18 protein-coding genes are annotated in these 21174 nt (G+C 67.8%); 13 read left to right on the top strand and 5 right to left on the bottom strand.

The features are described 5' to 3' along the window. Positions 1–116 precede the first annotated feature (116 nt). The gene (locus RZR99_RS11265; protein WP_323119836.1) at positions 117–446 is read left to right on the top strand and encodes a DUF4148 domain-containing protein; all 330 of its coding nucleotides are present in this window, start codon (positions 117–119) and stop codon (positions 444–446) included. Positions 447–748: 302 nt separating this feature from the next. Here RZR99_RS11265 and RZR99_RS11260 read toward each other — a convergent pair whose 3' ends face one another. After that, positions 749–1069 carry a hypothetical protein gene (locus RZR99_RS11260; RefSeq protein ID WP_323119835.1) on the bottom strand — a complete coding sequence of 107 codons (321 nt, stop codon included), beginning with the start codon at positions 1067–1069 and terminating at the stop codon, positions 749–751. Positions 1070–1620: 551 nt separating this feature from the next. Here RZR99_RS11260 and RZR99_RS11255 point away from each other — a divergent pair. After that, entirely contained in the window at positions 1621–2352 is a 732-nt protein-coding gene (locus tag RZR99_RS11255; protein WP_407655435.1) for a peptidoglycan DD-metalloendopeptidase family protein, read from the top strand. Between the two features lie 33 nt (positions 2353–2385). Here the strand turns inward: RZR99_RS11255 and RZR99_RS11250 are convergent, their stop codons facing one another. Beyond that, positions 2386–3021 carry a Pr6Pr family membrane protein gene (locus tag RZR99_RS11250; protein ID WP_323119834.1) on the bottom strand — a complete coding sequence of 212 codons (636 nt, stop codon included), beginning with the start codon at positions 3019–3021 and terminating at the stop codon, positions 2386–2388. A 240-nt stretch (positions 3022–3261) separates the two neighbouring features. Between RZR99_RS11250 and RZR99_RS11245 the strand changes: the two genes are divergently transcribed. The 5 genes from RZR99_RS11245 (at position 3262) to RZR99_RS11225 (ending at position 8889) form a co-directional block, all read left to right on the top strand. Beyond that, entirely contained in the window at positions 3262–3795 is a 534-nt protein-coding gene (locus RZR99_RS11245) for a cytochrome b (protein ID WP_323119833.1), read from the top strand. A 146-nt stretch (positions 3796–3941) separates the two neighbouring features. Continuing rightward, entirely contained in the window at positions 3942–4301 is a 360-nt protein-coding gene (locus RZR99_RS11240; RefSeq protein ID WP_323119832.1) for a DUF2946 domain-containing protein, read from the top strand. Positions 4302–4388: 87 nt separating this feature from the next. Then, entirely contained in the window at positions 4389–6533 is a 2145-nt protein-coding gene (locus RZR99_RS11235; RefSeq protein WP_323119831.1) for a TonB-dependent copper receptor, read from the top strand. 220 nt (positions 6534–6753) lie between these two features. After that, positions 6754–7848, top strand: coding sequence for an esterase/lipase family protein (locus tag RZR99_RS11230; RefSeq protein WP_323119830.1), 1095 nt, complete (start codon positions 6754–6756; stop codon positions 7846–7848). A 3-nt stretch (positions 7849–7851) separates the two neighbouring features. Then, the gene (locus RZR99_RS11225; protein WP_323119829.1) at positions 7852–8889 is read left to right on the top strand and encodes a lipase secretion chaperone; all 1038 of its coding nucleotides are present in this window, start codon (positions 7852–7854) and stop codon (positions 8887–8889) included. A gap of 32 nt (positions 8890–8921) precedes the next feature. Here the strand turns inward: RZR99_RS11225 and pdxR are convergent, their stop codons facing one another. Continuing rightward, positions 8922–10445 (bottom strand): MocR-like pyridoxine biosynthesis transcription factor PdxR, encoded by a 1524-nt coding sequence (pdxR, locus tag RZR99_RS11220; protein ID WP_323119828.1) that lies wholly within the window; start codon positions 10443–10445, stop codon positions 8922–8924. 107 nt (positions 10446–10552) lie between these two features. Here pdxR and RZR99_RS11215 point away from each other — a divergent pair, with 107 nt between their 5' ends. The 4 genes from RZR99_RS11215 to RZR99_RS11200 all read left to right on the top strand — a co-directional run bounded on the left by RZR99_RS11215 (position 10553) and on the right by RZR99_RS11200 (position 14965). Further along, on the top strand, positions 10553–11653 hold the full coding sequence (locus RZR99_RS11215) for an ABC transporter ATP-binding protein (RefSeq protein WP_323119827.1): 1101 nt from the start codon (positions 10553–10555) through the stop codon (positions 11651–11653). 70 nt (positions 11654–11723) lie between these two features. After that, positions 11724–12770: an ABC transporter substrate-binding protein gene (locus tag RZR99_RS11210; protein WP_323119826.1), complete on the top strand. Its 1047-nt coding sequence runs from the start codon at positions 11724–11726 to the stop codon at positions 12768–12770. A 67-nt stretch (positions 12771–12837) separates the two neighbouring features. After that, positions 12838–14097, top strand: coding sequence for an ABC transporter permease (locus tag RZR99_RS11205; protein WP_323119825.1), 1260 nt, complete (start codon positions 12838–12840; stop codon positions 14095–14097). Between the two features lie 28 nt (positions 14098–14125). Next, a complete protein-coding gene (locus RZR99_RS11200; protein WP_323119824.1) occupies positions 14126–14965 on the top strand; it encodes an ABC transporter permease in 840 nt (279 codons plus the stop codon). Between the two features lie 71 nt (positions 14966–15036). On the opposite strand, the gene RZR99_RS11195 is transcribed toward RZR99_RS11200, so the two are convergent. Then, the gene (locus RZR99_RS11195; protein ID WP_323119823.1) at positions 15037–16785 is read right to left on the bottom strand and encodes a S53 family peptidase; all 1749 of its coding nucleotides are present in this window, start codon (positions 16783–16785) and stop codon (positions 15037–15039) included. A gap of 810 nt (positions 16786–17595) precedes the next feature. Between RZR99_RS11195 and RZR99_RS11190 the strand changes: the two genes are divergently transcribed. Further along, positions 17596–19002 carry an MFS transporter gene (locus tag RZR99_RS11190; protein ID WP_323119822.1) on the top strand — a complete coding sequence of 469 codons (1407 nt, stop codon included), beginning with the start codon at positions 17596–17598 and terminating at the stop codon, positions 19000–19002. A gap of 232 nt (positions 19003–19234) precedes the next feature. Continuing rightward, positions 19235–19483 carry a hypothetical protein gene (locus RZR99_RS11185; protein WP_323119821.1) on the top strand — a complete coding sequence of 83 codons (249 nt, stop codon included), beginning with the start codon at positions 19235–19237 and terminating at the stop codon, positions 19481–19483. Between the two features lie 185 nt (positions 19484–19668). Here RZR99_RS11185 and mdtD read toward each other — a convergent pair whose 3' ends face one another. Next, complete coding sequence (mdtD, locus tag RZR99_RS11180) at positions 19669–21078, bottom strand: multidrug transporter subunit MdtD (RefSeq protein ID WP_407655434.1); 1410 nt, start codon at positions 21076–21078, stop codon at positions 19669–19671. Positions 21079–21174: the final 96 nt, after the last annotated feature.

The following is a 21174-nucleotide window of genomic DNA, read 5'->3' as shown; positions in this document are numbered from 1 at the left end:
GAAACAGTGTTTTCGCTGTTTCATGGTTTTCCCTAGGTGACCAACTGACTAGACTGTAGTCAATCGCTGCAGACAATCGTGTGTGCGGCGAAGCCAAAAAGTCACGGAGGTTCATCATGAAATCGCTTATCGCTGCTGTCGCTACTGCTGCCGTCCTCGCTGTTCCCGCCGTTGCGTTCGCTCAACAATCGAACGGCCCGTTGACCCGCGCCCAGGTGAAGGCCGAATTGGTGCAACTGCGCGCCGCGGGCTACAACCCCAACGGCGACCGCGTCAACTACCCGTCGGAAATCCAGGCTGCGCAAGCCCGCATCCAGCCGCAACAAAGCGTCGCGAACGCCGATACGAGCGGTTATGGCGCGCAACCCGCCGCCGCCGCCGAAGCCGGCGCACCGGCCAAGGTGAAGCGCATTGCCGACGGCGCCCCGATCTACAAGGGTCATTAATTGACGCGGCAGTCCCGTCGCTCCTGGCTCGCAAGGCCCACGCGACGATTCATTGACGTTCAAAACCCCATCAGCCCGCTGTTCCGTCGCCCGGAACGAGCGGGCTGATGCTTTTTTGGGGCGACCTGCATAGGGCGGCCTGCATAGGGCGGCCTGCATAGGGCGGCCTGCATAGGGCGGCCTGCATAGGGTGGCTTGCATAAGGCGGCCTGCTTCGGGGTGATCTGCGTGGAGCGCTCCGCCCGAGGGCTTATCAGGGCGACCCGTACAGGGCGGCGGCCGTCCGACGGCATTGGTCCGGATCAATGCAGCGGGCGCCGACGTCGGGCGATGTCGTTGAACAGCGCGTGACTGGGCTCGAGCGCGAGCAGCCAGGTCTCGTCGTATCCGCTCAGCACATCCAGCGCGTCGCGCAGGCGCTCGAGCGCCGTTACCGGCAATTCGACGCTCGCCTGTACGCCGCTCGACAGACGCGCCACGCTGGCCAATTGGACCAGCGCATCGGCGGCCTCGGCGACGTCCGTCGCATACACCAGGTGCGCGTTCAGCAATTCCACCAGCGTTTTCGAGCCGGCGAAATCCTCGCTGCTGATCTGGACGGAGAGAAACGTCGCGTTGTTCATCGTCAGGCTCCTGGCGGGAAAAATCCGGGTAGGGGGCGGGATCGCAACGGTCGCGATCTGGCACGACAATAGCCAGTATAGGCAAGGGTCGACGTGTTCCGTAATCCCGATCGAGCGGGTACTATCCGTCGGGCATGCAGCGTCCGAAACGGACCGTGCGATCATTCCGGCGGCCCTGGCGCCGCGGCTGGGCGCCCCGACGACGATCGATCGCAGGCGGACCTTCACCGCGCTGGCCGCCTCCGGCCTTGCCGGCACCGTCGGCCCCCGGGCCTGGCGGCGCGAGAATGATCTGCCTGGCCTCGCAGGTCGTGCGATGGCTGCGCTCCGGCCGTGCGATTGCCGACGCCAGCCCGGTGTGCCGCCGGGAAGCGCCTGTCCATCGAGAACGGACCGCGCCGCGTCGTTGTGCGGCGCAGCCGGAATCCTTGCGACTGAAACCGAACACGTCGTCCGCGGTCCGACAGGGACCCGGCCGACTCGGCCGGGGGCGGCGAGCGACCGGATGCGCGGGCTGGCCGTCGTGATGAAGCGAAACTAGGGAGGCATGCTTGAGAAGAACACGCTTCGCAGGAATTCCGCGCGCGAGCCAGATGGCGCGCGTGCTGTGCGTCGCCGTGGGCGCGGCGCTGGTCGGCGCCTGCACGATGACGCCGTGGACCGATTCATGGCAACCCGCCCGTTCGGCGCCGTCGTCCGGCACGACGGGCACGGCCGGCGTGCTGGCCGGCTACTACCGGGTGAATCCGGGCGATACGCTGGCGAGCATCGCGGCCGCCTTCGGGCAGCGTACGCAGGACGTCGCGAACTGGAACCACCTCGCGCCGACCGACATGGTGAAGCAAGGCCAGGTGCTGCGGGTCGCTCCGCCTCCGGCCGTCACGACGCTCGGCTCGCCGGTGCCGAGCGTGGCCACGCTGGCGTGGCCCGCGCAGGGCACGGTCACGACGAATTTCACGAGCGGCGGCAGCCGGGGCATCGTCATCGCCGCGCGCGGCAGCGACCGTACGGTGCGCGCGGCGGCGGCGGGCCGCGTCGTGTATGCCGGCTCGGGCGTCGCGGCATACGGGCCGCTGGTGATTCTCAAGCACGAGAACGGCCTGATCACCTCGTACGGCCATAACGGCAAGCTGCTGGTCAACGAGGGCGACGCCGTCAGCATGGGGCAGCCGGTGGCGGAGATGGCGACGGATGCGAGCGGCCGCTCGACATTCGAGTTCGAAGTGCGCCAGAACGGCAAGCCGGTGGATCCGCTGGCCTTTCTGCCGCGCAGCGGCGGTTGATGCCGCGCCGTCGGCCGCCGCGCGACGAACGGCTCACGCCTGTCCGGTCCGGATGGCCCGTTCGCGCGGGCGGTTGCCGAGCCAGACCACCAGCGCGGCGAACGCGATGCCGCCGAGCGTGATCGCGCCGCAATGCCAGACGACGTTCATGTAGCCGTGCGTGCGCGGATCGACGAACGGATACGGATACCAGTCGACGAGCGGCCCGCGCACGAGCGTATAGACGAGATACGCGATCGGAAAGGCCAGCCAGCGCAGTACGTGGCTGCCGCGCAGCCGGACGAGCGGGGCGACGTAGAGCCAGTCGAGCAGCACGACGACCGGCATGATCCGGTGCAGGATCCAGTTGGTATACGGCGGCGTCGTATGCAGGATCGAATCGGCGTGCGCGAGCAGGAGTTCGTAGACGATACCGGTGATGGACATGTACAGCACGGCCGCGCCGCGTGCCGATTCGAGGCGCGGCGCCGGCGGCCGTGCGATGAGCCAGGCGCCCGCCAGCAGTACGGCGGCGGCATACAGATTGCTCAACTGGGTGAAGTAGCTGAAGAAGTTGCTCAGGCGAAAACCCGGCGTATTCCATCGCAGCGAGAGGTTGTAGCCGGTCGCGGACAGGATCAGCGCGCAGCCCAGCAATCGGTAGGCGGTGACGAAGTGGGTCTTCTTCATGCGGCCTCCATGGCACGATGGGATGGCGCGGGGCCACGCGCGCGGCGCGCCCGGTACACGTTACGCGGAGCATAGCGCACTCGCTCTCGCCGGGCCGGTTTGCGACCGCCGGCTGCCGCGGCGGAACCCCCACGGGATGCGAGAACGCAGCACGCCGCGCCGCTGCAATCGCCGGATTGTTGCCGGCGGCGTATCGTATCCGCCTTGCCCCCGATACATGGAACAGAAAAGAGAAGCACGATGAGAAATATCCTCGCGAAGCGGGAGCGCTACAGCGCGCCCGCGATATTTTTTCACTGGGCGGTTTTCCTGCTGGTCGCGCTCGCGTATCTCGCGATCGAGATCCGGGGGCCGAAGGGCACCGACAGCCGGGTACTGTGGAGCAACGTGCATTACTGGGCCGGCACGCTGGTGCTCGGTCTGTCGGTGCTGCGCGTGATCTGGCGGCTCGTGAGCCGGGTGCCCGATCCGCTGCCGCAGCCGGCATGGCTTTCGATGCTGGCGAAGCTCGCGCATCTTGCGCTGTACGTGTTCATCATCGCGCAGCCGCTGCTCGGCATCATGTTCGTGAACATGGGCGGCAAGCCCGTCACGCTCGCATGGCTGAACGGGTCGTTCACGCTGTTCGGCCCGAACCCCGAACTGCGGCCGACGATCAAGGCCGCTCATCTGTTCATCGGCAACCTGTTCTATTACGTGATCGGCCTGCACGCGCTCGCCGCACTCTGGCATCACTTGATCAAACGGGATGCGACGCTGCGTCGCATGACCTAGGCGGTCCCGATGCCGTCCGGGCGGCGCCTGGTTGCTCGCGCAACCAGGCGCCGCCGCCACGTCGATCGGGCGGATTGACGCTATCCACGTGGGCAGCCTTTCGGTAACATTCCGGCTGCCTTACACGTTGCCGCCTATTCCCGTTGATGCTGTACCGCTTCCGCACACTGACTGCCTGGCTGGGCATGCTGACGATCTGGTTCGCGATCGCCGCGCCGCTCGTCTCGCAGGCGCGTGTGCGCGCCTCCGCGCTGCCCGATGCGGCGATATGCAGCGCGGAACATGGCGGCGCAACCCATGGCGGCGCCGCGCATCATGCGCTGCACCTCGATGCGTGCGGCTATTGCGGCTTCTTCGCGCACACGCCGGCGCTCGGCGGCGCGGCATCGGACTGGCGCGCCGCGGCGCCGCCGGATGCGGCCGAGGCGCCCGTTCGACTCGCGGCCGCGCCGAGGGCGGGCCGCTACCCGCGCGCGTATCCGCGCGCACCCCCTCAAGACGCCTGAACGCGTTTTCCGTCATTTCGTTCATGCAGCTCCTGTTTTCGTTCGATGTCCGCATCGCGCGCAGGGGCGTCTTTTGGGTGTCGATTCATGTATTCCAGTTCATTGCGGCCCACGCGCGCCGCCCGCACCGCGCATGCGCGCCGCTACCGCCGCCTGCTCGGCGTCACGATGCCCGCGCTCGCCGCCGGTGCGTTTCTTCACGTCGCGCCGGCGGCCGCTCAGTCCGGCGCGCGCGGGGCGGCCCACGACGACACGACGCTCGTCGAAGCGCCGGTGTCGCCCGCCATCGAGGTCGTGGCGTCGCCCGACGCGACACCGCTGGTCGTCGTCACCGATCCGAAAACCCCGCGCCAGCCGCTGCCCGCGAGCGACGGCGCCGATTATCTGAAAACCATTCCGGGCTTCGCGGCGATCCGCAGCGGCGGCACCAACGGCGACCTGGTGCTGCGCGGCATGTTCGGCTCGCGGCTGAACGTCGTCGCGAACGGCATGTCGACACTCGGCGCGTGCCCGGGCCGAATGGATGCGCCGACCTCCTACATCGCGCCGGAGAGCTACGACAAGGTGACGGTCATCAAGGGCCCGCAAACCGTGCTGTACGGTCCGGGCGCATCGGCGGGCACCGTGTTGTTCGAGCGCGTGACGCCGCGTTTCAAGACGGCCGGCATGCGCTTCGACGGCAGCCTCGTCGGCGGCTCGTTCGGGCGCAATGACCAGAACCTCGACGTCGCGGCCGGCACGCCGGATTTCTACGGCCGGGTGACGGCGAACCATGCGCACGCGCAGGACTACAAGGACGGCAACGGCAATACCGTGCCGTCGCAATGGGACAAATGGAATGCGGATGCCGCGTTCGGCTGGACGCCCGACGACCACACCCGCGTCGAACTGACGGCCGGCACCGGCGACGGTTATGCGCGCTACGCGGGACGCGGGATGGACGGCGCGCACTTCCGGCGCGAGACCTTCGGCCTGAAGTTCGACAAGCAGCATATCGGCGACGTGCTCGATCGCATCGAAGCGCAGGTGTATTACAACGAAGCCGATCACGTGATGGACAACTACACGCTGCGCAGCCCCGATCCGACCAGCAGCATGCCGATGCGGATGGCGTCCGAAGTGCGGCGCCGCACGCTGGGCGCGCGCGTGGCCGCCACGCTGCGCTTCGCGGACGACTTCAAGCTCGTGACGGGCGTGGACGCGCAGTCGAACCGGCTCGATTCGCGCTCGGCGATGGGACGGCAGGACTACGGCGACAAGCCGTGGAATCCGCAGGCGAACATGTGGAACGCGGGCGCGTTCGGCGAGCTGACCTGGTATGCGAGCGAAACGTCGCGCGTGATCGGCGGCGCCCGGATCGATTACGCGAGCGCGACCGATCGACGGGCGACGGCGAGCGCGATGATGATGCGGATGCCCAATCCCACCTTCGACGACGCGCGCGGCCGCGTGCTGCCGAGCGGCTTCGTCCGCTACGAACGCGATCTCGCGGTGTGGCCGGTGACGTGGTACGCGGGCGTCGGCCATACCGAACGCTTCCCCGATTACTGGGAGCTGTTCTCCGCGAAGCGCGGGCCGCTCGGCTCGGTGAACGCATTCACCGCGATCAGGCCGGAGAAGACGACGCAGCTGGATATCGGCGCGCAATACAAGACCGGCCGTCTCGACGCATGGATCTCCGCCTATGCCGGCTACGTGCAGGACTTCATCCTGTTCGACTACGCGGCCGGCATGATGGGCGCGACGACGCGGGCGACCAACGTGAACGCGCAGATCATGGGCGGCGAACTGGGGGCATCGTGGCGCCCGGCGGCGCCGTGGCGGTTCGACACGTCGCTCGCGTATGCGTGGGGCCGCAACGCGGACACCGGCGCGCCGCTGCCGCAAATGCCGCCGCTCGAGGCGCGAATCGGCATCGAGTACACGCGGGGCGCGTGGTCGGCGGGCGGGCTGTGGCGCGTGGTTGCGTCGCAGCATCGCTATGCACTGAATGAGGGCAACGTGGTCGGCAAGGACTTCGGCCCGAGCGCCGGTTTCGGGGTGCTGTCGCTGCACGCGCAGTACAAGGTGAACAAGGCCGTGCAGATCACCGTCGGCATCGACAACGTGCTCGACAAGGCTTATGCGGAGCACCTGAACCTCGCGGGCAACGCCGGCTTCGGCTATCCCGCGAACACGCCGCTGATGGAACCGGGACGGACCGCCTGGGTGCGCTTGAGCACAAAGCTCTGACGGGCCCGCATGCTAGCATCGCAGCGCAGCATGCGTGAGGGAAGGCGGCGCACCGCCCGGTGACGCCGCCTTCGTCAATGGATTAGAGAGCCGTGTCTAAACGACAGCGGGAATTCGTTAGTCGTGCTTCACTCCGTCAGTCGGCGCACGGGCGTTCGTTTTAATCGTCAAACAATGTCATGCCTGCCGGACTGAACGAGACCAATACACGGAGATGAAGATGGCCAGATCGATACGAGCAAGGGTGGTGGCAGGTGCGGTGGCGTGTGCGATGAGCACGGCGCCGATGGCGGGCGCGGTGGCGTTCCTGTCGCTGGCGGCGCCGCAGGCCGCGGTCGCGGCGACAGCCGCGACGGACAGCTACGCGGCGACCAAGTATCCGATCATCTTGGTACACGGTCTGACGGGCACCGACAAATACGTGGGCGTACTCGAGTACTGGTACGGCATCCAGGAAGACCTGCAGGCTCATGGCGCGACGGTCTATGTCGCGAATCTCTCCGGTTTCCAGAGCGATGACGGCCCGAACGGCCGCGGCGAACAGTTGCTCGCGTACGTGAAGCAGGTGCTCGCGGCGACGGGCGCCACCAAGGTGAATCTGGTCGGCCACAGCCAGGGCGGCCTGACGTCGCGCTATGTCGCGGCCGTCGCGCCGCAGCTCGTCGCGTCGGTCACGACGATCGGCACGCCGCATCGCGGCTCGGAGTTCGCGGACTTCGTCCAGGCGCTGCTGAAGCTCGATCCGACCGGCCTGTCGTCGTCGGTGCTGGCCGGGTTCGCCAATATCTTCGGGGTGCTGACGAACAGCACGCACAACACGAACCAGGATGCGATCGCCGCGCTCGGCGCGCTCGAAACGTCGCAGGCGGCGGTCTTCAACCAGAACTATCCGAGCGCGGGCCTCGGCGCGCCGGGATCGTGCCGCACGGGCGCCGCGACGGAAACGGTCGGCGGCAATACGCATCTGCTCTACTCGTGGGGCGGCACGGCGATCCAGCCGACGATTTCGCTGCTCGGCGTGACGGGCGCGACCGATACCAGCACGATTCCGCTCGTCGATCCCGCGAACGTACTCGATCCGTCGACGCTTGCGCTGTTCGCCACCGGCACGGTGATGATCAATCGCAACTCCGGCGCGAACGACGGGCTGGTGTCGCGCTGCAGCTCGCTGTACGGTCAGGTGATCAGCACGAGCTACAAATGGAATCATCTCGACGAAATCAATCAGTTGCTCGGCGTGCGCGGCGCGAATGCGGAAGATCCGGTCGCCGTGATTCGCGCGCACGCGAACCGGCTCAAGAATCAGGGCGTGTAATCCATGGCAGGTGAAGCAGGTCGGGGTCTGGCGCGCCGCGGCGCGCTCTATGCGGCGGCGGGGCTGTTGGCGGCGGGGGCGGCGTGGTATGTCGTCGGTGTATCGAAACCCCCCGCCGCGGCGCCGGCGAGCGATGGCGCCGGCGCCGTCACCGCCGGGCCGGCGCCGACGGCGGGCGCCGGCCCGGTGTCCGGCGTGGGCGCATTGCCCGCTTCGCTCGCCGGGTCCACGGCGCCGCGCCTGCCGCTCGATGCGCACGGCCATCTCGCGAAGGCGCGAGCCGTGCGCGATTTCTTCGATTACTGTCTGACCGCGCAAAGCGATCTGACGCCCGCGGCGCTCGATGCGCTCGTGAAGCGCGAGATCGCCGCGCAGCTCGACGGTACGGTCGCGCAGCCGGAAGCGCTCGATGTCTGGCAGCGCTACGGACGCTACCTTGCCGAGCTGTCGAAGCTGCCCGACGGCGGCGGCGTGCCCAACAAGCTCGATACCTCGGCGCTGCAGCTCGCGCTCGACGCGCGGATGTCGCTCGCGAGCCGCACGCTCGGCGACTGGGCCGAGCCGTTCTTCGGCGCGGAGCAGCAACAGCAACGCTACGATCTCGCCCGACTCAGGATCGTGCAGGATGCATCGCTGACGGATGCGCAGAAGACCGAGCGTCTCGCGGCGCTCGATCAGCAACTGCCGCCGGAAATCCGCGCGGAGCAGGCGCGGCTGAAACAGCAGCAGAATGCGGTCGCGCAGATCGCTCAACTGCAGAAGTCGGGCGCGACGCCCGACGAGATGCGCGCGCAGATCGCGCAGTCGCTCGGGCCGGAGGCGGCGCAGCGGGTCGCGCAAATGCAGAAGGACGACAACGCGTGGCAGGCGAAATACGACGACTACGCGGCTCAGCGCGCGCAGATCGATGCGCAGGGGCTGGCGCCGCAGGATCGCGACGCGCAGGTCGCGCAGTTGAGGCAGCGCTATTTCACCGAACCGGGTGAAGCGCTGCGCGCCGCGTCGCTCGATCGCGGCAGCGCCGCCACCCGCACGCAGTAGCGCGCGGCGGCGTCGCTGCCGCGCGTGGGCATTCAGGCCGCGCGGGTCGCGGCGCGCGGCAGGTGCGCTTCGATCGTGCGGGCAAGCGTATCGAACGCGGGTGCGATCCGTTCGTTTGGCACGCACGCGTAGCCGAGCAGCAGGCCCGCCCGCGCGGTCTCCGCCTGGCTGTAGTAGGTGGTGAGCGGCCGTACGATCACGCCCGCATCGAACGCCGCCTGCGTCACCGCGCGATCGTTGCTGCGCTCGGGCAAGCCCAGTACCAGATGCAGGCCCGCTTCGTCGCCCATGACCGGCAGCGCTTCGCCGAAGCGCGCGTGAATCGCGTCGATCAGCAACTGCCGCCGCTCGCCGTACAGCGCACGCATCCTGCGGACGTGCGACGTCAGGTAGCCGTCCATGATGAATTCCGCCAGCACCGCCTGCTGCATCAGCTGGCCTTCCCGATACAACTCCGACAGCCCGGTCCTGAACGTCTCGATCAGATGTTCGGGCACGACCATGTAGCCGAGCCGCAGCCCCGGGAACAGCATCTTGCCGAGACTGCCGACGTAGATCACGCGTCCGGCATCGTCGAGCCCCTGCAGCGACGCGAGCGGCCGGCTGCCGTAGCGGAATTCGCTGTCGTAGTCGTCCTCGATGATCCAGCATTGATGCTGTCGCGCATATTCGAGCAGCATCCGGCGCCGCGCGAGGCTCATCACCATGCCCAGCGGGTACTGGTGCGACGGCGTGACGAGCGCAAGACGCGGCGGCGACTGCATGTCCTGCGCGCGCGGCGCGAGACCTTCCTGGTCGACCGGCACCGGCGACAGCGCCAGTCCCGCGGCCTGCAGCACGCTGCGCACCCCCCAGTAGCACGGCTCTTCCACCCACGCGCGATCGCCCACGTCCGCGAGCAGGCGCACCGCGAGGTCAATCGACTGATGAATGCCGGTCGTGATGATGACCTGATCGGGCGAGCATTTGACGGAGCGGGCGACCCGCAGGTAGTCGGACAGCGCGCGCCGCAGCGGCCGGTAGCCGCCGCCCGGCGCGTAGGTCAGCAGATCCGGATTGGCCTCCTTCCACAAGCGCGCCTGCAGGCGGCTCCAGGTGCGCGCCGGAAATTCGGCGACGTCGGGCACGCCCGGCATGAATGCGCCCCATTGCCGGCGCGAAACCCCCGCATGCTCGATCAACTGGCGGCCACGCGCCGACAGGCTGCCGCGCTCGCCTTGCCGGGACGCGGCATCGCCGGCGACGCGTAGCGGGGCGGCGGTCTGCGCGAGCAGCGCGGCGGCGTCCGGGCGGGTGTCGGCGACGTAGGTGCCGCTGCCCGTCGTGGTCAGCACGTAACCCTCGGCGGTCAACTGGTCGTACACGTGCAGCACGGTGTTGCGCGCGATCGCGAGATCGGCGGCGAGCGTGCGCGAGCTGGGCAGCTTGGTGCCGGGCGCCAGTTCGCCCGTCAGGATCGCCTGCTGCATGAGCCGCAGCAACTGTCGGTACATCGGCTCGGCGGACCCGCGTTCCAGCCGCGCGGTCAGCCAGTCGGAGAGGATCACGGTGTCCAAAGTGGTTCTACCCGGAATATTGAAATGGCTCCCTATTGTAGAACCGTGTGCGGCTTATAGTGAATCGCATCTCGAAAATTGCTCGGCCAGGACAGGGGATTCGCACGATGGAAAACGATGAGGTGATCGTCAGCTTTCGCGGCGTGCGGAAGACGTATGACGGCGAGACGCTGGTCGTCAAGTCGCTCGACCTGGACATCCGGCGCGGGGAATTCCTGACCTTGCTCGGGCCGTCGGGTTCCGGCAAGACCACCTGCCTGATGATGCTCGCGGGCTTCGAGTTTCCGACCGGCGGCGAGATCCGCCTCGACGGCGAACTGCTCAATCACGTGCCGCCGCACAAGCGCAACATCGGCATGGTGTTCCAGAACTACGCGCTGTTTCCGCACCTGAGCGTCGAGCAGAACGTCGACTATCCGCTGTCGGTGCGCAGGCGGTCCGCCGCCGAACGCGCGGATCGCGTGGCGACGGCGCTGCGGATGGTGCAGATGGAGCGCTTCGCGAAGCGCTATCCGGCGCAGCTGTCGGGCGGCCAGCAGCAGCGGATCGCGCTTGCGCGCGCGCTCGTGTTCGAACCGAAGCTGGTGCTGATGGACGAGCCGCTGGGCGCGCTCGACAAGCAGTTGCGCGAACACATGCAGTACGAGCTGAAAGCGCTGCACGAGAAGCTCGGGCTGACCTTCGTCTATGTGACGCACGATCAGGGCGAGGCGCTCACGATGTCCGATCGCGTCGCGGTGTTCGACAAGGGCATCGTGCAGCAGCTCGATACCGTCGATCGGCTGTACGAATCGCCGTGCAACGAATTCGTCGCGAACTTCATCGGCGACAGCAACCGGCTGCGCGGCACCGTGGCGCGCGTCGACGGCGAATTCTGCGAGCTGCGCCTCGACGACGGCACGCGGCTCGTGGGCCGCAACGTCGGCAACGCGCAGGCGGGCGCGCGCGCGATCGCCTGCATCCGTCCCGAGCGGATGAGCGTCGCGGCGCGGCCGCGCGCGTCCGGCGGCGCGGCCGCCAATGCGTTGACCGGCGAAGCGCGCAGTCTGATCTATTTCGGCGATCACGTGCGGATGCGCTGCGCGCTGCCGGGGCAGGACGAATGCTTCGTCAAGGTGCCGCTGGGCACCGGCGCGCTCAACGCGTTTTCTCCGGGCGCGCCGGTCGCGCTCGAATTCGAACCCGAGCATCTGCGTATCTTCGCGTGAATGGATCGGGTCGCCCCGCCGTGCGCCGCGCGATAACAACCGCATCTTCTCCGTCACTAGAGGAATCACCATGAAGCCAGCATTCTTCACGCCGCGCCGTGCCGCCGTTGCGCTCGCGCTTGCCGCATTCGGATCGAGCGCGCTCGCCGCCGAGCTGACCGTCGTCAATTTCGGCGGCGCGAACGGCGACGCGCAGAAAGTCGCGTTCAACCAGCCGTTCGAGAAAACCACCGGCAACAAGGTCACGGCCGTCGAATACAACGGCGAGCAGGCCAAGGTGAAGGCGATGGTCGAGGCGAAGCACGTGAACTGGGACGTCGTCGAGGTCGAATCGGGCGACCTGAACCGCGGCTGCGACGAAGGGCTCTACGAGAAGCTCGACTGGTCGAAGATCGCGAAGAAGTCCGATCTGATTCCCGAGGCGCCGCAAACCTGCGGCGTCGGATTCTTCGTGTGGTCGACCGCGCTGGCGTACAACGCGGACAAACTGAAATCGGCGCCTGCGAGCTGGGCCGATTTCTGGGACGTGAAGAAATTCCCGGGCAAGCGCGGCATGCGCAAGGGCGCGCGCTACAACCTCGAATTCGCGTTGATGGCGGACGGCGTCGCGCCGAAGGACGTGTACAAGGTGCTCGGCACGAAAGCCGGCCAGGATCGCGCGTTCAAGAAGCTCGATCAGTTGAAGCCCAACATCCAGTGGTGGGAGGCGGGCGCGCAGCCGCCGCAATTCCTGGTCGCGGGCGACGTGACGATGTCGACCGCGTACAACGGACGGATCGACGCCGCGCAGAAGGAAGGCAAGAACCTCAAGGTGGTGTGGAACGGCAGCATCTACGACCTCGACTACTGGGCGATTCCGAAGGGCTCGCCGAACAAGGCGCTCGCGGAGCAGTACATCGCGTATTCGCTGACGCAGAAGCCGCAGCAGACCTATGCGCAGAACATCGCGTACGGCCCGTCGAACGTCGCGGCGATCAAGGCGCTCGATGCGAAGACGCTGGCCAATCTGCCGAACTCGCCGGCGAACGGCAAGAACGCGGTGCTGCAGGATATCGGTTTCTGGACCGATCACAGCGACGAACTGGAGCAGCGCTTCACCGCGTGGGCGACCAGGTAAAGGCGGCCCGGCCGCGCGATGCGAAGCCGGCCGCGACCGCCGCGGCCGGCGACAACCGTTGAAGACGATGACGACCGCCATTCAGTCGATGCACCCGATTCCCTCGCTGAAACGCGAGCTGAAAGCCGCCGAAGCCCGCAAGCGCGCGATGGCGCTGCTGCTGGTTGCGCCGCTCGCGGTGTTCCTGCTGCTGATCTTCGTGGTGCCGATCGGCGCGCTGCTGACGCGCGCGGTGCAGAACCCGGAGATCGCGGCGGCGCTGCCGCAGACAGTCGCGGCGCTGGCCGGCTGGGATCGTCGGGCGGCGCCCGCCGATGCGGCCTACGCGGCGCTCGCCGCCGACATGACCGCGGTGGCCGACAGCGATGCGATGGGCGCGCTGGCGCGGCGCCTCAACACCGAGATTCCCGGTTACCGCTCGCTGGTCGCCAAGACGGCGCGCGCGATGCCGCTCGCCGGCGACGCGCATGTCGCGCTCACGCCCGCGCAAACCCGCGCGAAGCTGCTCGATCTCGACGGGCGCTGGGGCGATCCGGCCTACTGGCAGGCGATCGCGAAGAACAGCGGCCGCTATTCGCCGTTCTATCTGCTCGCGTCGCTCGATCACAAGCAGGACGGCTTCGGCCGCATCGTGCGGGCCGACCCGGACCAGTCGATCTATCTGGCGATCTTCGGCCGCACGCTGCTGATCGGCTGCGCGGTCACGCTGTTCGCGCTCGCGCTCGGCTATCCGCTCGCGTACTGGATCTCGACGCTGCCGGAACGGCGCGCGAATCTCGCGATGATTCTCGTGCTGATTCCGTTCTGGACGTCGGTGCTGGTGCGGGTGGCCGCGTGGATCGTGCTGCTGCAGAACGAGGGGCTCGTCAATCGCGCGCTGATCGGCAGCGGGCTGATCGACCAGCCGCTGTCGCTGCTGTTCAACCGGGTCGGCGTCTACATCTCGATGACGCACATCCTGCTGCCGTTCATGATCCTGCCGCTCTACAGCGTGATGAAATCGATTCCGCCGACCTATCAGCGCGCGGCGGTGTCGCTGGGCAGCCATCCGTTCGCGGCGTTCTGGCGGGTGTACGTGCCGCAGACCTATCCGGGCGTCGGCGCGGGCGCGCTGCTGGTGTTCATCCTGGCGATCGGCTACTACATCACGCCCGCGCTGCTCGGCGGCCCGAACGATCAGATGGTGAGCTACTACGTCGCGTACTTCACGAACGTAACGATCAACTGGGGGATGGCCTGCGCGCTCGGCGGGCTGCTGCTGGCCGCGACGCTCGTGCTGTACGCGATCTACGGCCGCTTCACGCGATCGCAGCTGAGCCTCGGCTGAGGCCGCCGCGACGAATCGAGGATCGACCATGAAACTGCTTGCGAAACCGTTCTTTGCGCCGCACCAGTCGCTCGTCGAGCGCGTCTGGTACGTCGCGCTGCGCGTGCTTGTCGTGCTGACGCTGCTGTACCTGATCCTGCCCGTGCTCGCGATCGTCCCGCTGTCGTTTTCGTCGAGCACCTTCCTCGTGTACCCGATTCCGAGCTTCTCGATGCGCTGGTACGAGAACCTGATCGCGTCGGACGAATGGCGGATGGCGGCGAAGAACAGCTTCATCGTCGCGCCGGCGGCGACCGTGCTGGCCACGGTGCTCGGCACGCTGGCCGCGATCGGCCTCACCCACGCCGAGTTTCGCGGCAAGGGCGTGCTGATGGCGGTGCTGCTGTCGCCGATGATCGTGCCGGTGGTGGTGGTGGGCGTCGGCATGTACCTGTTCTTCGCGCCGCTCGGACTCGCGAATACCTATACCGGGCTGATCTGCGCGCACGCGGCGCTCGGCGTGCCGTTCGTGGTGACGACGGTGGCGGCGACGCTGCAGGGCTTCAATCAGAATCTGGTGCGGGCGAGCCTGTCGCTCGGCGCGCATCCGGTGACGACCTTCTTCCGCGTCACGCTGCCCGTGATCGCGCCCGGCGTGATGTCCGGCGCGCTGTTCGCATTCGCGACGTCGTTCGACGAAGTGGTGGTGACGCTGTTTCTCGCCGGCGCGGACCAGACGACGCTGCCGCGCCAGATGTTCACCGGCATTCGCGAGAACATCAGTCCGACGATCGCCGCGCTCGCGACGATCCTGATCATTTTTTCGACGAGCCTGCTGCTCGCGCTCGAATGGCTGCGCGGCCGCCACGCGAAGCGCGCGGTGCGGTGAGGCCGGCGCGGCGACTGCCGCGCGTGCGCCGTGCCACCGCGCGGCACGGCGCACGCGGCCTCACCGGCGGCTTACTTGAAGTTGCCTGCCTGGATCAGCTGATTGAGCTTCGCGATGTCGATGCTGCCCCATCCCGTCGGGTAATCCCAGCCCGGCCCGGCGTTATAGCCGTAGCCCTGGTAGCCGTTGTTGCCGGATACCACGTCGTAGCGCACCAGCGACGGAGTGGACGGAATCGTGTTGTAGAACGCCGCGGCGGGGAAGCCCACGCCCGTGCCGTTCGCGGACAGGATACGCGCCCAGAAGCCGGTGAACAGCGGCGCCGCGAGGCTGGTGCCGCCGATCTGCTGGATCTGGCCGTAGTTGTACACCAGCGCGCCCGTGCTCTGCGCGGCGTCGAACGAGACGTCCGGCAACTGACGGTTGCTGCCCGATTGCCACGACGGGTTCGGCGTGATCGTGCTGACGCCGCCGCCGGTTGACCATAGCTTGCCGTTGCCGTCGAGACCCTCGTTCCACACCGTTTCGCTCGAGAACGCATTGCTCGACGTCGTCAGCAGCGTCGTGCCGCCGATCGCGAGGACATGCGGCGACGAGGCGGGCCACGACACCGAGTAGTTCGAACCGTCCGGATAGCCGCGGTTGTTGCATTCGTACACGCCTTCGTCGCCCGACGAGACTGAGAACGTCTGGCCCTGCGCGACGGCCTGCGTGAAGATCTGTTCTTCCGCGTTGAGCGTGCCGTCCGCGTTCGCGTCGGTTTCGCACCAGCCGAGCGACACGTTGATCACCTTCGCGACGTTGTCCGACACGGCCTGGTTGAACGCCTGCGTGAGTCCGGTGTTGCCCGACGCGCCGGCATCGGCCATGTAGAAGATCAACTGGCCGACCTGGCCGCCCGCCGCGCCGACGATCGACTGGCTGTCGAGATCCCACTCGCCCTGGCCTTCCTGATCGTCACTGTAGTTGCCGCCGGAGCCGTTGGTCTGGATGGTCTGCGTGTTGACGGTCGCGTAGCCGTTCGCGCTCGTGAACTGCTGCAGATCCTGCAGCGCCTGCGATACGCCGCCGATCGTCATGATGCCGACCGTGGCGTTCGCGGCGGTCGGTACGCTGGTCGCGTCATAGAGCGCCGGGAATTCGGTCGGCGAGTGGCCGGTCGCCGTGCCCGCCGCGAGGGCCTTCGGTTTCGAGATCGCGCCGATCTTCAGGAGCGGCCGGGCGCCCGCCACGTTCTGCAGCCCGAGTACCGAGCCGACGATTGCGCCGAGCGCGCGCGGCACTTGTGCCGACGCCGCATTGGCGAAGCCCGAACGGCCCGCGTACTGGAAGTGGACGAGCGGCGTGTTGAACGCCGTCTTGACCGAGCCCGCCGTGCCGCGCGCGGACACGAGCTGGCGATTCGGCGAGACGGTGATGTCGATGAAGCCGCTCTTGCGCAGGTAGTCGGTGACGGCCTTCACCTGCGCATCCGTCGGCGCGTAGTTCGCGAGGAACTGAGCGCTCGTCAGGAAGTGCCGGTATTGCGCGCTGTGCGGATTGTTGACGTCGCGCGCCAGCGCCTGCAGTTGCGCTTCATTGCGCAGCTTGAGGCTGACGACGACGTGGGTGCTCGTGCCGGCGGCCAGTTCGGCGCTGGCCCGGTTGGTGCTGCTGGCCATCGCCTGGACCTGCGGGCTGGTCAGAAAGGCTTTCGTATGCGTATCGACCCAATCCGTCGCGCCGTGCGCCACGCCGGCGGCGACGACGAGCGGCCACGCGCAGGCAAGTCGCCTGCACAGCGGGGAGAGGGTAAGTGCAAATTTGGCGGTCCTGTTCATCGAGTGTCCTTTTAAGGAGTTGCGACGTTGTCGGGCCCGAGTCCTTGTGGGATCGCGAGCGTGCCAAGCGTATGCGAACGTCCGGAGCGCCGGTAGCTGTCACTGTTGACAGAAACATGCTGGTACGCGATGTCACTATCTGGGCACGTGCCGGGACGGGCGGGAACGGGGATTGCATCGTACTCGATCGGCCTCTGAAAATATGATTCGATATCCGAAATATGAGAGTCGATGCGTCGTTGACGCCACGACGCGATGCGTCGGCATATCGCGTTGCCGATGCGGCGATGGCCGCGCATTTTTCGTGTGGCGGGGCCGTCGTTGTCGCGCGGGTCGCGGGGTGGATCGATATCGAATGGCCGGGTCGCGATCATGCCGCATTGACCCGCACGCGCTGACGGATCGGCATTGCCGATGCGCGAGTCAGCCCATGTGCGCGAAAGGTTCGCGCACGACGATGCATCGAAACAGTTTGCGCGATGAGGCATCCGGCATGACGCGCGCACGCGCGGCCGGTGTCCTGCGAACGAAGCGCGGGCATCGCCGATCCGCGCGCTCGCGCGACACCGGGCATGGCGCCGCGGCAGCGCTCCTGCGCGACGTCGAGAACCGGCGAAGCTTTCGATTTGTCAGCACCCGCTTCCCTTGCGAGCGGTTTTTTCGCGGCTCTGCAACAATACGGGCACGGCGGCGTCTCGCCCGTGCAGGCGCGGGGGATCTCGCCGCGCCGTTCAACCCGCCATGCGCATCCGCCCGGACCGGTTGTCCCGTCCGGCCGCGAGGTGCGCAGGCTGCCAGCAGAGTCTCGTCTTGTCCGAAACCGCTTTCGCCGCCGACGCCACGACGCCGGCGTTCAACTGGCGTGCGATGGCCGCGATCATGCTCGCCGTCGCACTCGCGACGCTCGATACCGCGATCGCGAACACCGCGCTGCCCGCCATCGCCGCCGACCTGCATGCGGCGCCTGCCGCATCGGTCTGGATCATCAACGCATATCAGCTCGCGATGGTCGCGACGCTGCTGCCGCTCGCCGCGCTGGGCGACATCGTCGGCCACAAGCGCGTCTACATCGGCGGGCTGATCGTATTCACGCTGGCGTCGCTCGCGTGTTCGCTGGTCTCGACGCTGCCGATGCTGACTGCCGCGCGTGTCGTCCAGGGCCTCGGCGCGAGCGCGATCATGAGCGTGAATACCGCGCTGATCCGCTATCTGTATCCGCCGCACCGGCTCGGGCGCGGCGTCGGCCTCAACGCGCTGATCGTCGGCGTTTCGTTCGCCGTCGGCCCGACCGTCGCGTCGCTGATTCTGTCGGTCGCGGCGTGGCCCTGGCTGTTCGCGGTCAACGTTCCGCTCGGCGTGCTGGCGCTCGCGGTCGCGATTCCGTCGCTGCCGCAGACGGCGCGCGGCACTCACGGGTTCGATCCGCTGGCGGCGCTGTTCAACGTGATCACCTTCGCCGCGCTGATCTTCGCGCTCGGCGAGGCGGCGCAGCGCGGGCCGCTCGCCGTCTCGCTGGGCGCCGCGGCGCTGGCGGTCGGTTTCGGCCTGTTGCTGATGCGTCGCGAGGCGGGTCGCCCGGCGCCGATGTTGCCCATCGATCTGTTTCGCCGGCCGGTATTCGCGCTGTCGGCGGTGACGGCGGTCTGCGCGTTCGCCGCGCAGGGGCTGGCCTTCGTGTCGCTGCCGTTCTATTTCGAGGATGTGCTGCATCGCAGCGCGGTCGAGACCGGCTTCCTGATGACGCCGTGGTCGGCGATCGTCGCGCTGGCGGCGCCGATCGCGGGCCGGTTGTCCGACCGTTATCCGCCGGGCCTGCTCGGCGCGATCGGACTGGCGCTGCTCAGTGCCGGCATGGTGCTGCTCGCGGCGCTGCCGCCCTATCCGCACGTGCTCGATATCGGCTGGCGGATGGCGTTGTGCGGCGCGGGCTTCGGTTTCTTCCAGTCACCGAACCTGAAGGCGCTGATGGCGAGCGCGCCGCCCGAGCGCAGCGGCGGCGCGAGCGGCATCATCGCCACCGCCCGCCTGATCGGGCAGGCGACGGGGGCGGCGCTGGTCGCGCTGAGCTTCGGTATCGCGGGCCGCCACGGTCCGGGCCTGGCGCTCGCGGCCGGCGCGGCGTTCGCGGGGGCCGCGAGCGTCGCGAGCGGCTTGCGCCTGTTTGCGCCGTCGCATCGCTCGGGCGCAGCGGTCGCGTCCGGACAGGATCCCCGCTAGCGTGCCGTGCCGCTGTCGCCGGTCCGGGCGGATTCGTGCGCGACGCACCCGCACCGGACGGGTTGAGTCGTCCGGCGGAATATTGACGGCGGATGTTGCGAGCCGCGTGCGGATATTTGCAGAAATTGACGATTGAACGGCGCGGATGCGTCGGCGGGCGGGATGCGTCGTGCGTTATATCGGTGTCGCGCATCCGTGCGACACGACATGACGTTACTCCAGGGAGTGTCCCATGCAAAATTCAATCCGTGTCGCCGTGGCAGCCGGTTTGTTGTCGCTGTGCGGGATCGCCGCCGCCGCGCCGCAACCTCATATGGACGCCGCGCTCAACGCGCTCGAAAACGCGAAGCGCGAGATCCAGGTCGCCGATCAGGCGAACGATCACGGCGGTCACGCGGGCGCGGCCACCAAACTGATCGATCAGGCCATCCATGAGGTCAAGGAAGGCATTCGCTATCGCAACGAACACGGCGGGCAGTAAGCGAGGCCGCATCGTCGCCGCGCGAACGGGGGCGTTCGCGCGGCGGCGCATGAGCGGCGTGTCCGCGCGCTATCGAGGGTGCGTTGCGCGGCATTGGCGCGCGGGCCGGCAAGTGCTCCGCGTCCGCCGACGAGCCTCGACGGACGTGCTTCACGAAGACCCGAGAACCCTCGACAAGCCGTGCGTCATCGAAGGGTTTCACCGCTGCCCGCCGGCGACGGCTTCACGGAAGATGTCGCCGCCGGCGTTGCCTCGATCCGCCGGAAGATGGCCGCGGACGCCAGCGTGATCAAGCCGACGCACACGAAGCTCAGCCGGAAGCCCATCGTTGCCGAACCCCATTGCTCGGAGAACAGGCCGACCAGTGCGCCGCCGATCGATACGCCCAATCCCATCGCCAGCATCTGCACCATCGAGAAGAGGCTGTTGCCGCTGCCCGCGTCCGCGTGCGACAGCCCCTTCAACGTCACGCTGTTCATCGCCGCGAACTGCATGGAATTGGCCGCGCCGAACAGCGCCAGTACGGCAACCTCGACGGCGATCGGCGTGCCGCGCGAAATCAGGGCGAAGGCCACGATCGACCCGCCGACGATCAGCGTATTCACCAGCAGGAACGTGTCGTAACCGTAGCGGCGGATCAGCGGCGCGATCCAGCGTTTGACGAGCGCGCCCGCGAGCGCGGCGGGCAGCATCATCAAGCCGGAATGCAGCGGCGTGTAGCCGAGTTCGAGCTGCATCAGCAGGGGGACGAGAAACGGCACCGCGCTCGAGCCGATCCGGCACACCAGATTGCCGATCAGCCCGACGCTGAAATTCGGCTCGCGGAAGAGCGCGAGCCGAAACAGCGGATTGCGGCGGTGCCGCGCATAGGGCAGATAGGCGAGCGCGGCGCCGAGCGCGAGCACGAACAGCCCGGTGGACCACGCGGCGCGATGGGATTGAAAGGGGACGTCGACCGCCAGCGAAAACGCGATCATGCACAACGACAGCAGCGCGCAACCCACCAGGTCGAACGGCGGCGCGGCGGTGCCGGTCGCGCGCGGGAGATAGCGATGGACCGCGAACATCCCGACCGCGCCGATCGGCGCGTTGATCAGAAAGATCCAGTGCCAGGAAACCGCTTCGACCAGCCAGCCGCCGAGCGTCGGTCCGACGATCGGGCCGGCCTGTCCGGCGATCGTGATCAGCGCGAGCGCCGATACGTATTGCTCGCCGCTGACGCTGCGCAGCACGGCGAGCCGGCCGATCGGCAGCAGCATCGATCCGCCGACGCCCTGCAGGACGCGCGCGGTCACCAGCTGGCCGAGCGTGTGCGCGCTCGCGCAGCACAGCGAGCCGAGCACGAAGATCAGGATTGCCGCGAAATAGACGCGGCGCGTGCCGAACCGATCGGCGAGCCAGCCGGAAGCCGGTGTCAGCGTGGCCATGGTCAGCGTGTACGCGACGATCACCGGCTGCATCGCGAGCGGTTGCGCGCCCAGACTGCGCGCGATGGACGGCAGCGCGGTGTTGACGATCGTCGTGTCGAGCGCCTGCATGAAGAAGCCCGCGGCGACGATCCACAGCAGTGCGGTCTGGTTCGAATCCTTGCTCATCTGTAAGGTGCCTGGCGGAAGTGCTGCCGCGCGCAACGCCTGGGGCACGGCGGCGAATGTCGTGCGTGTCCGGCGCGGTTGCGCTCGACTAACGAC

This window comes from Burkholderia alba, assembly GCF_034721475.1.
Lineage (GTDB): Bacteria > Pseudomonadota > Gammaproteobacteria > Burkholderiales > Burkholderiaceae > Burkholderia > Burkholderia alba.
Note: the sequence above shows the minus strand (reverse complement) of the source record. Positions and strands in the feature narration are given on the sequence as shown.

Bases quoted from the DNA above. Each gene is read 5' to 3' on its own strand.
- RZR99_RS11205 (WP_323119825.1), top strand. From the start codon at position 12,838: ATGACGACCGCCATTCAGTCGATGCACCCGATTCCCTCGCTGAAACGC.
- RZR99_RS11210 (WP_323119826.1), top strand. From the start codon at position 11,724: ATGAAGCCAGCATTCTTCACGCCGCGCCGTGCCGCCGTTGCGCTCGCG.
- mdtD (WP_407655434.1), bottom strand. From the start codon at position 21,078: ATGAGCAAGGATTCGAACCAGACCGCACTGCTGTGGATCGTCGCCGCG.
- RZR99_RS11215 (WP_323119827.1), top strand. From the start codon at position 10,553: ATGGAAAACGATGAGGTGATCGTCAGCTTTCGCGGCGTGCGGAAGACG.
- RZR99_RS11235 (WP_323119831.1), top strand. From the start codon at position 4,389: ATGTATTCCAGTTCATTGCGGCCCACGCGCGCCGCCCGCACCGCGCAT.
- RZR99_RS11245 (WP_323119833.1), top strand. From the start codon at position 3,262: ATGAGAAATATCCTCGCGAAGCGGGAGCGCTACAGCGCGCCCGCGATA.
- RZR99_RS11250 (WP_323119834.1), bottom strand. From the start codon at position 3,021: ATGAAGAAGACCCACTTCGTCACCGCCTACCGATTGCTGGGCTGCGCG.
- RZR99_RS11265 (WP_323119836.1), top strand. From the start codon at position 117: ATGAAATCGCTTATCGCTGCTGTCGCTACTGCTGCCGTCCTCGCTGTT.
- RZR99_RS11225 (WP_323119829.1), top strand. From the start codon at position 7,852: ATGGCAGGTGAAGCAGGTCGGGGTCTGGCGCGCCGCGGCGCGCTCTAT.
- RZR99_RS11195 (WP_323119823.1), bottom strand. From the start codon at position 16,785: ATGAACAGGACCGCCAAATTTGCACTTACCCTCTCCCCGCTGTGCAGG.
- RZR99_RS11260 (WP_323119835.1), bottom strand. From the start codon at position 1,069: ATGAACAACGCGACGTTTCTCTCCGTCCAGATCAGCAGCGAGGATTTC.
- RZR99_RS11240 (WP_323119832.1), top strand. From the start codon at position 3,942: ATGCTGTACCGCTTCCGCACACTGACTGCCTGGCTGGGCATGCTGACG.
- RZR99_RS11230 (WP_323119830.1), top strand. From the start codon at position 6,754: ATGGCCAGATCGATACGAGCAAGGGTGGTGGCAGGTGCGGTGGCGTGT.
- RZR99_RS11185 (WP_323119821.1), top strand. From the start codon at position 19,235: ATGCAAAATTCAATCCGTGTCGCCGTGGCAGCCGGTTTGTTGTCGCTG.
- RZR99_RS11200 (WP_323119824.1), top strand. From the start codon at position 14,126: ATGAAACTGCTTGCGAAACCGTTCTTTGCGCCGCACCAGTCGCTCGTC.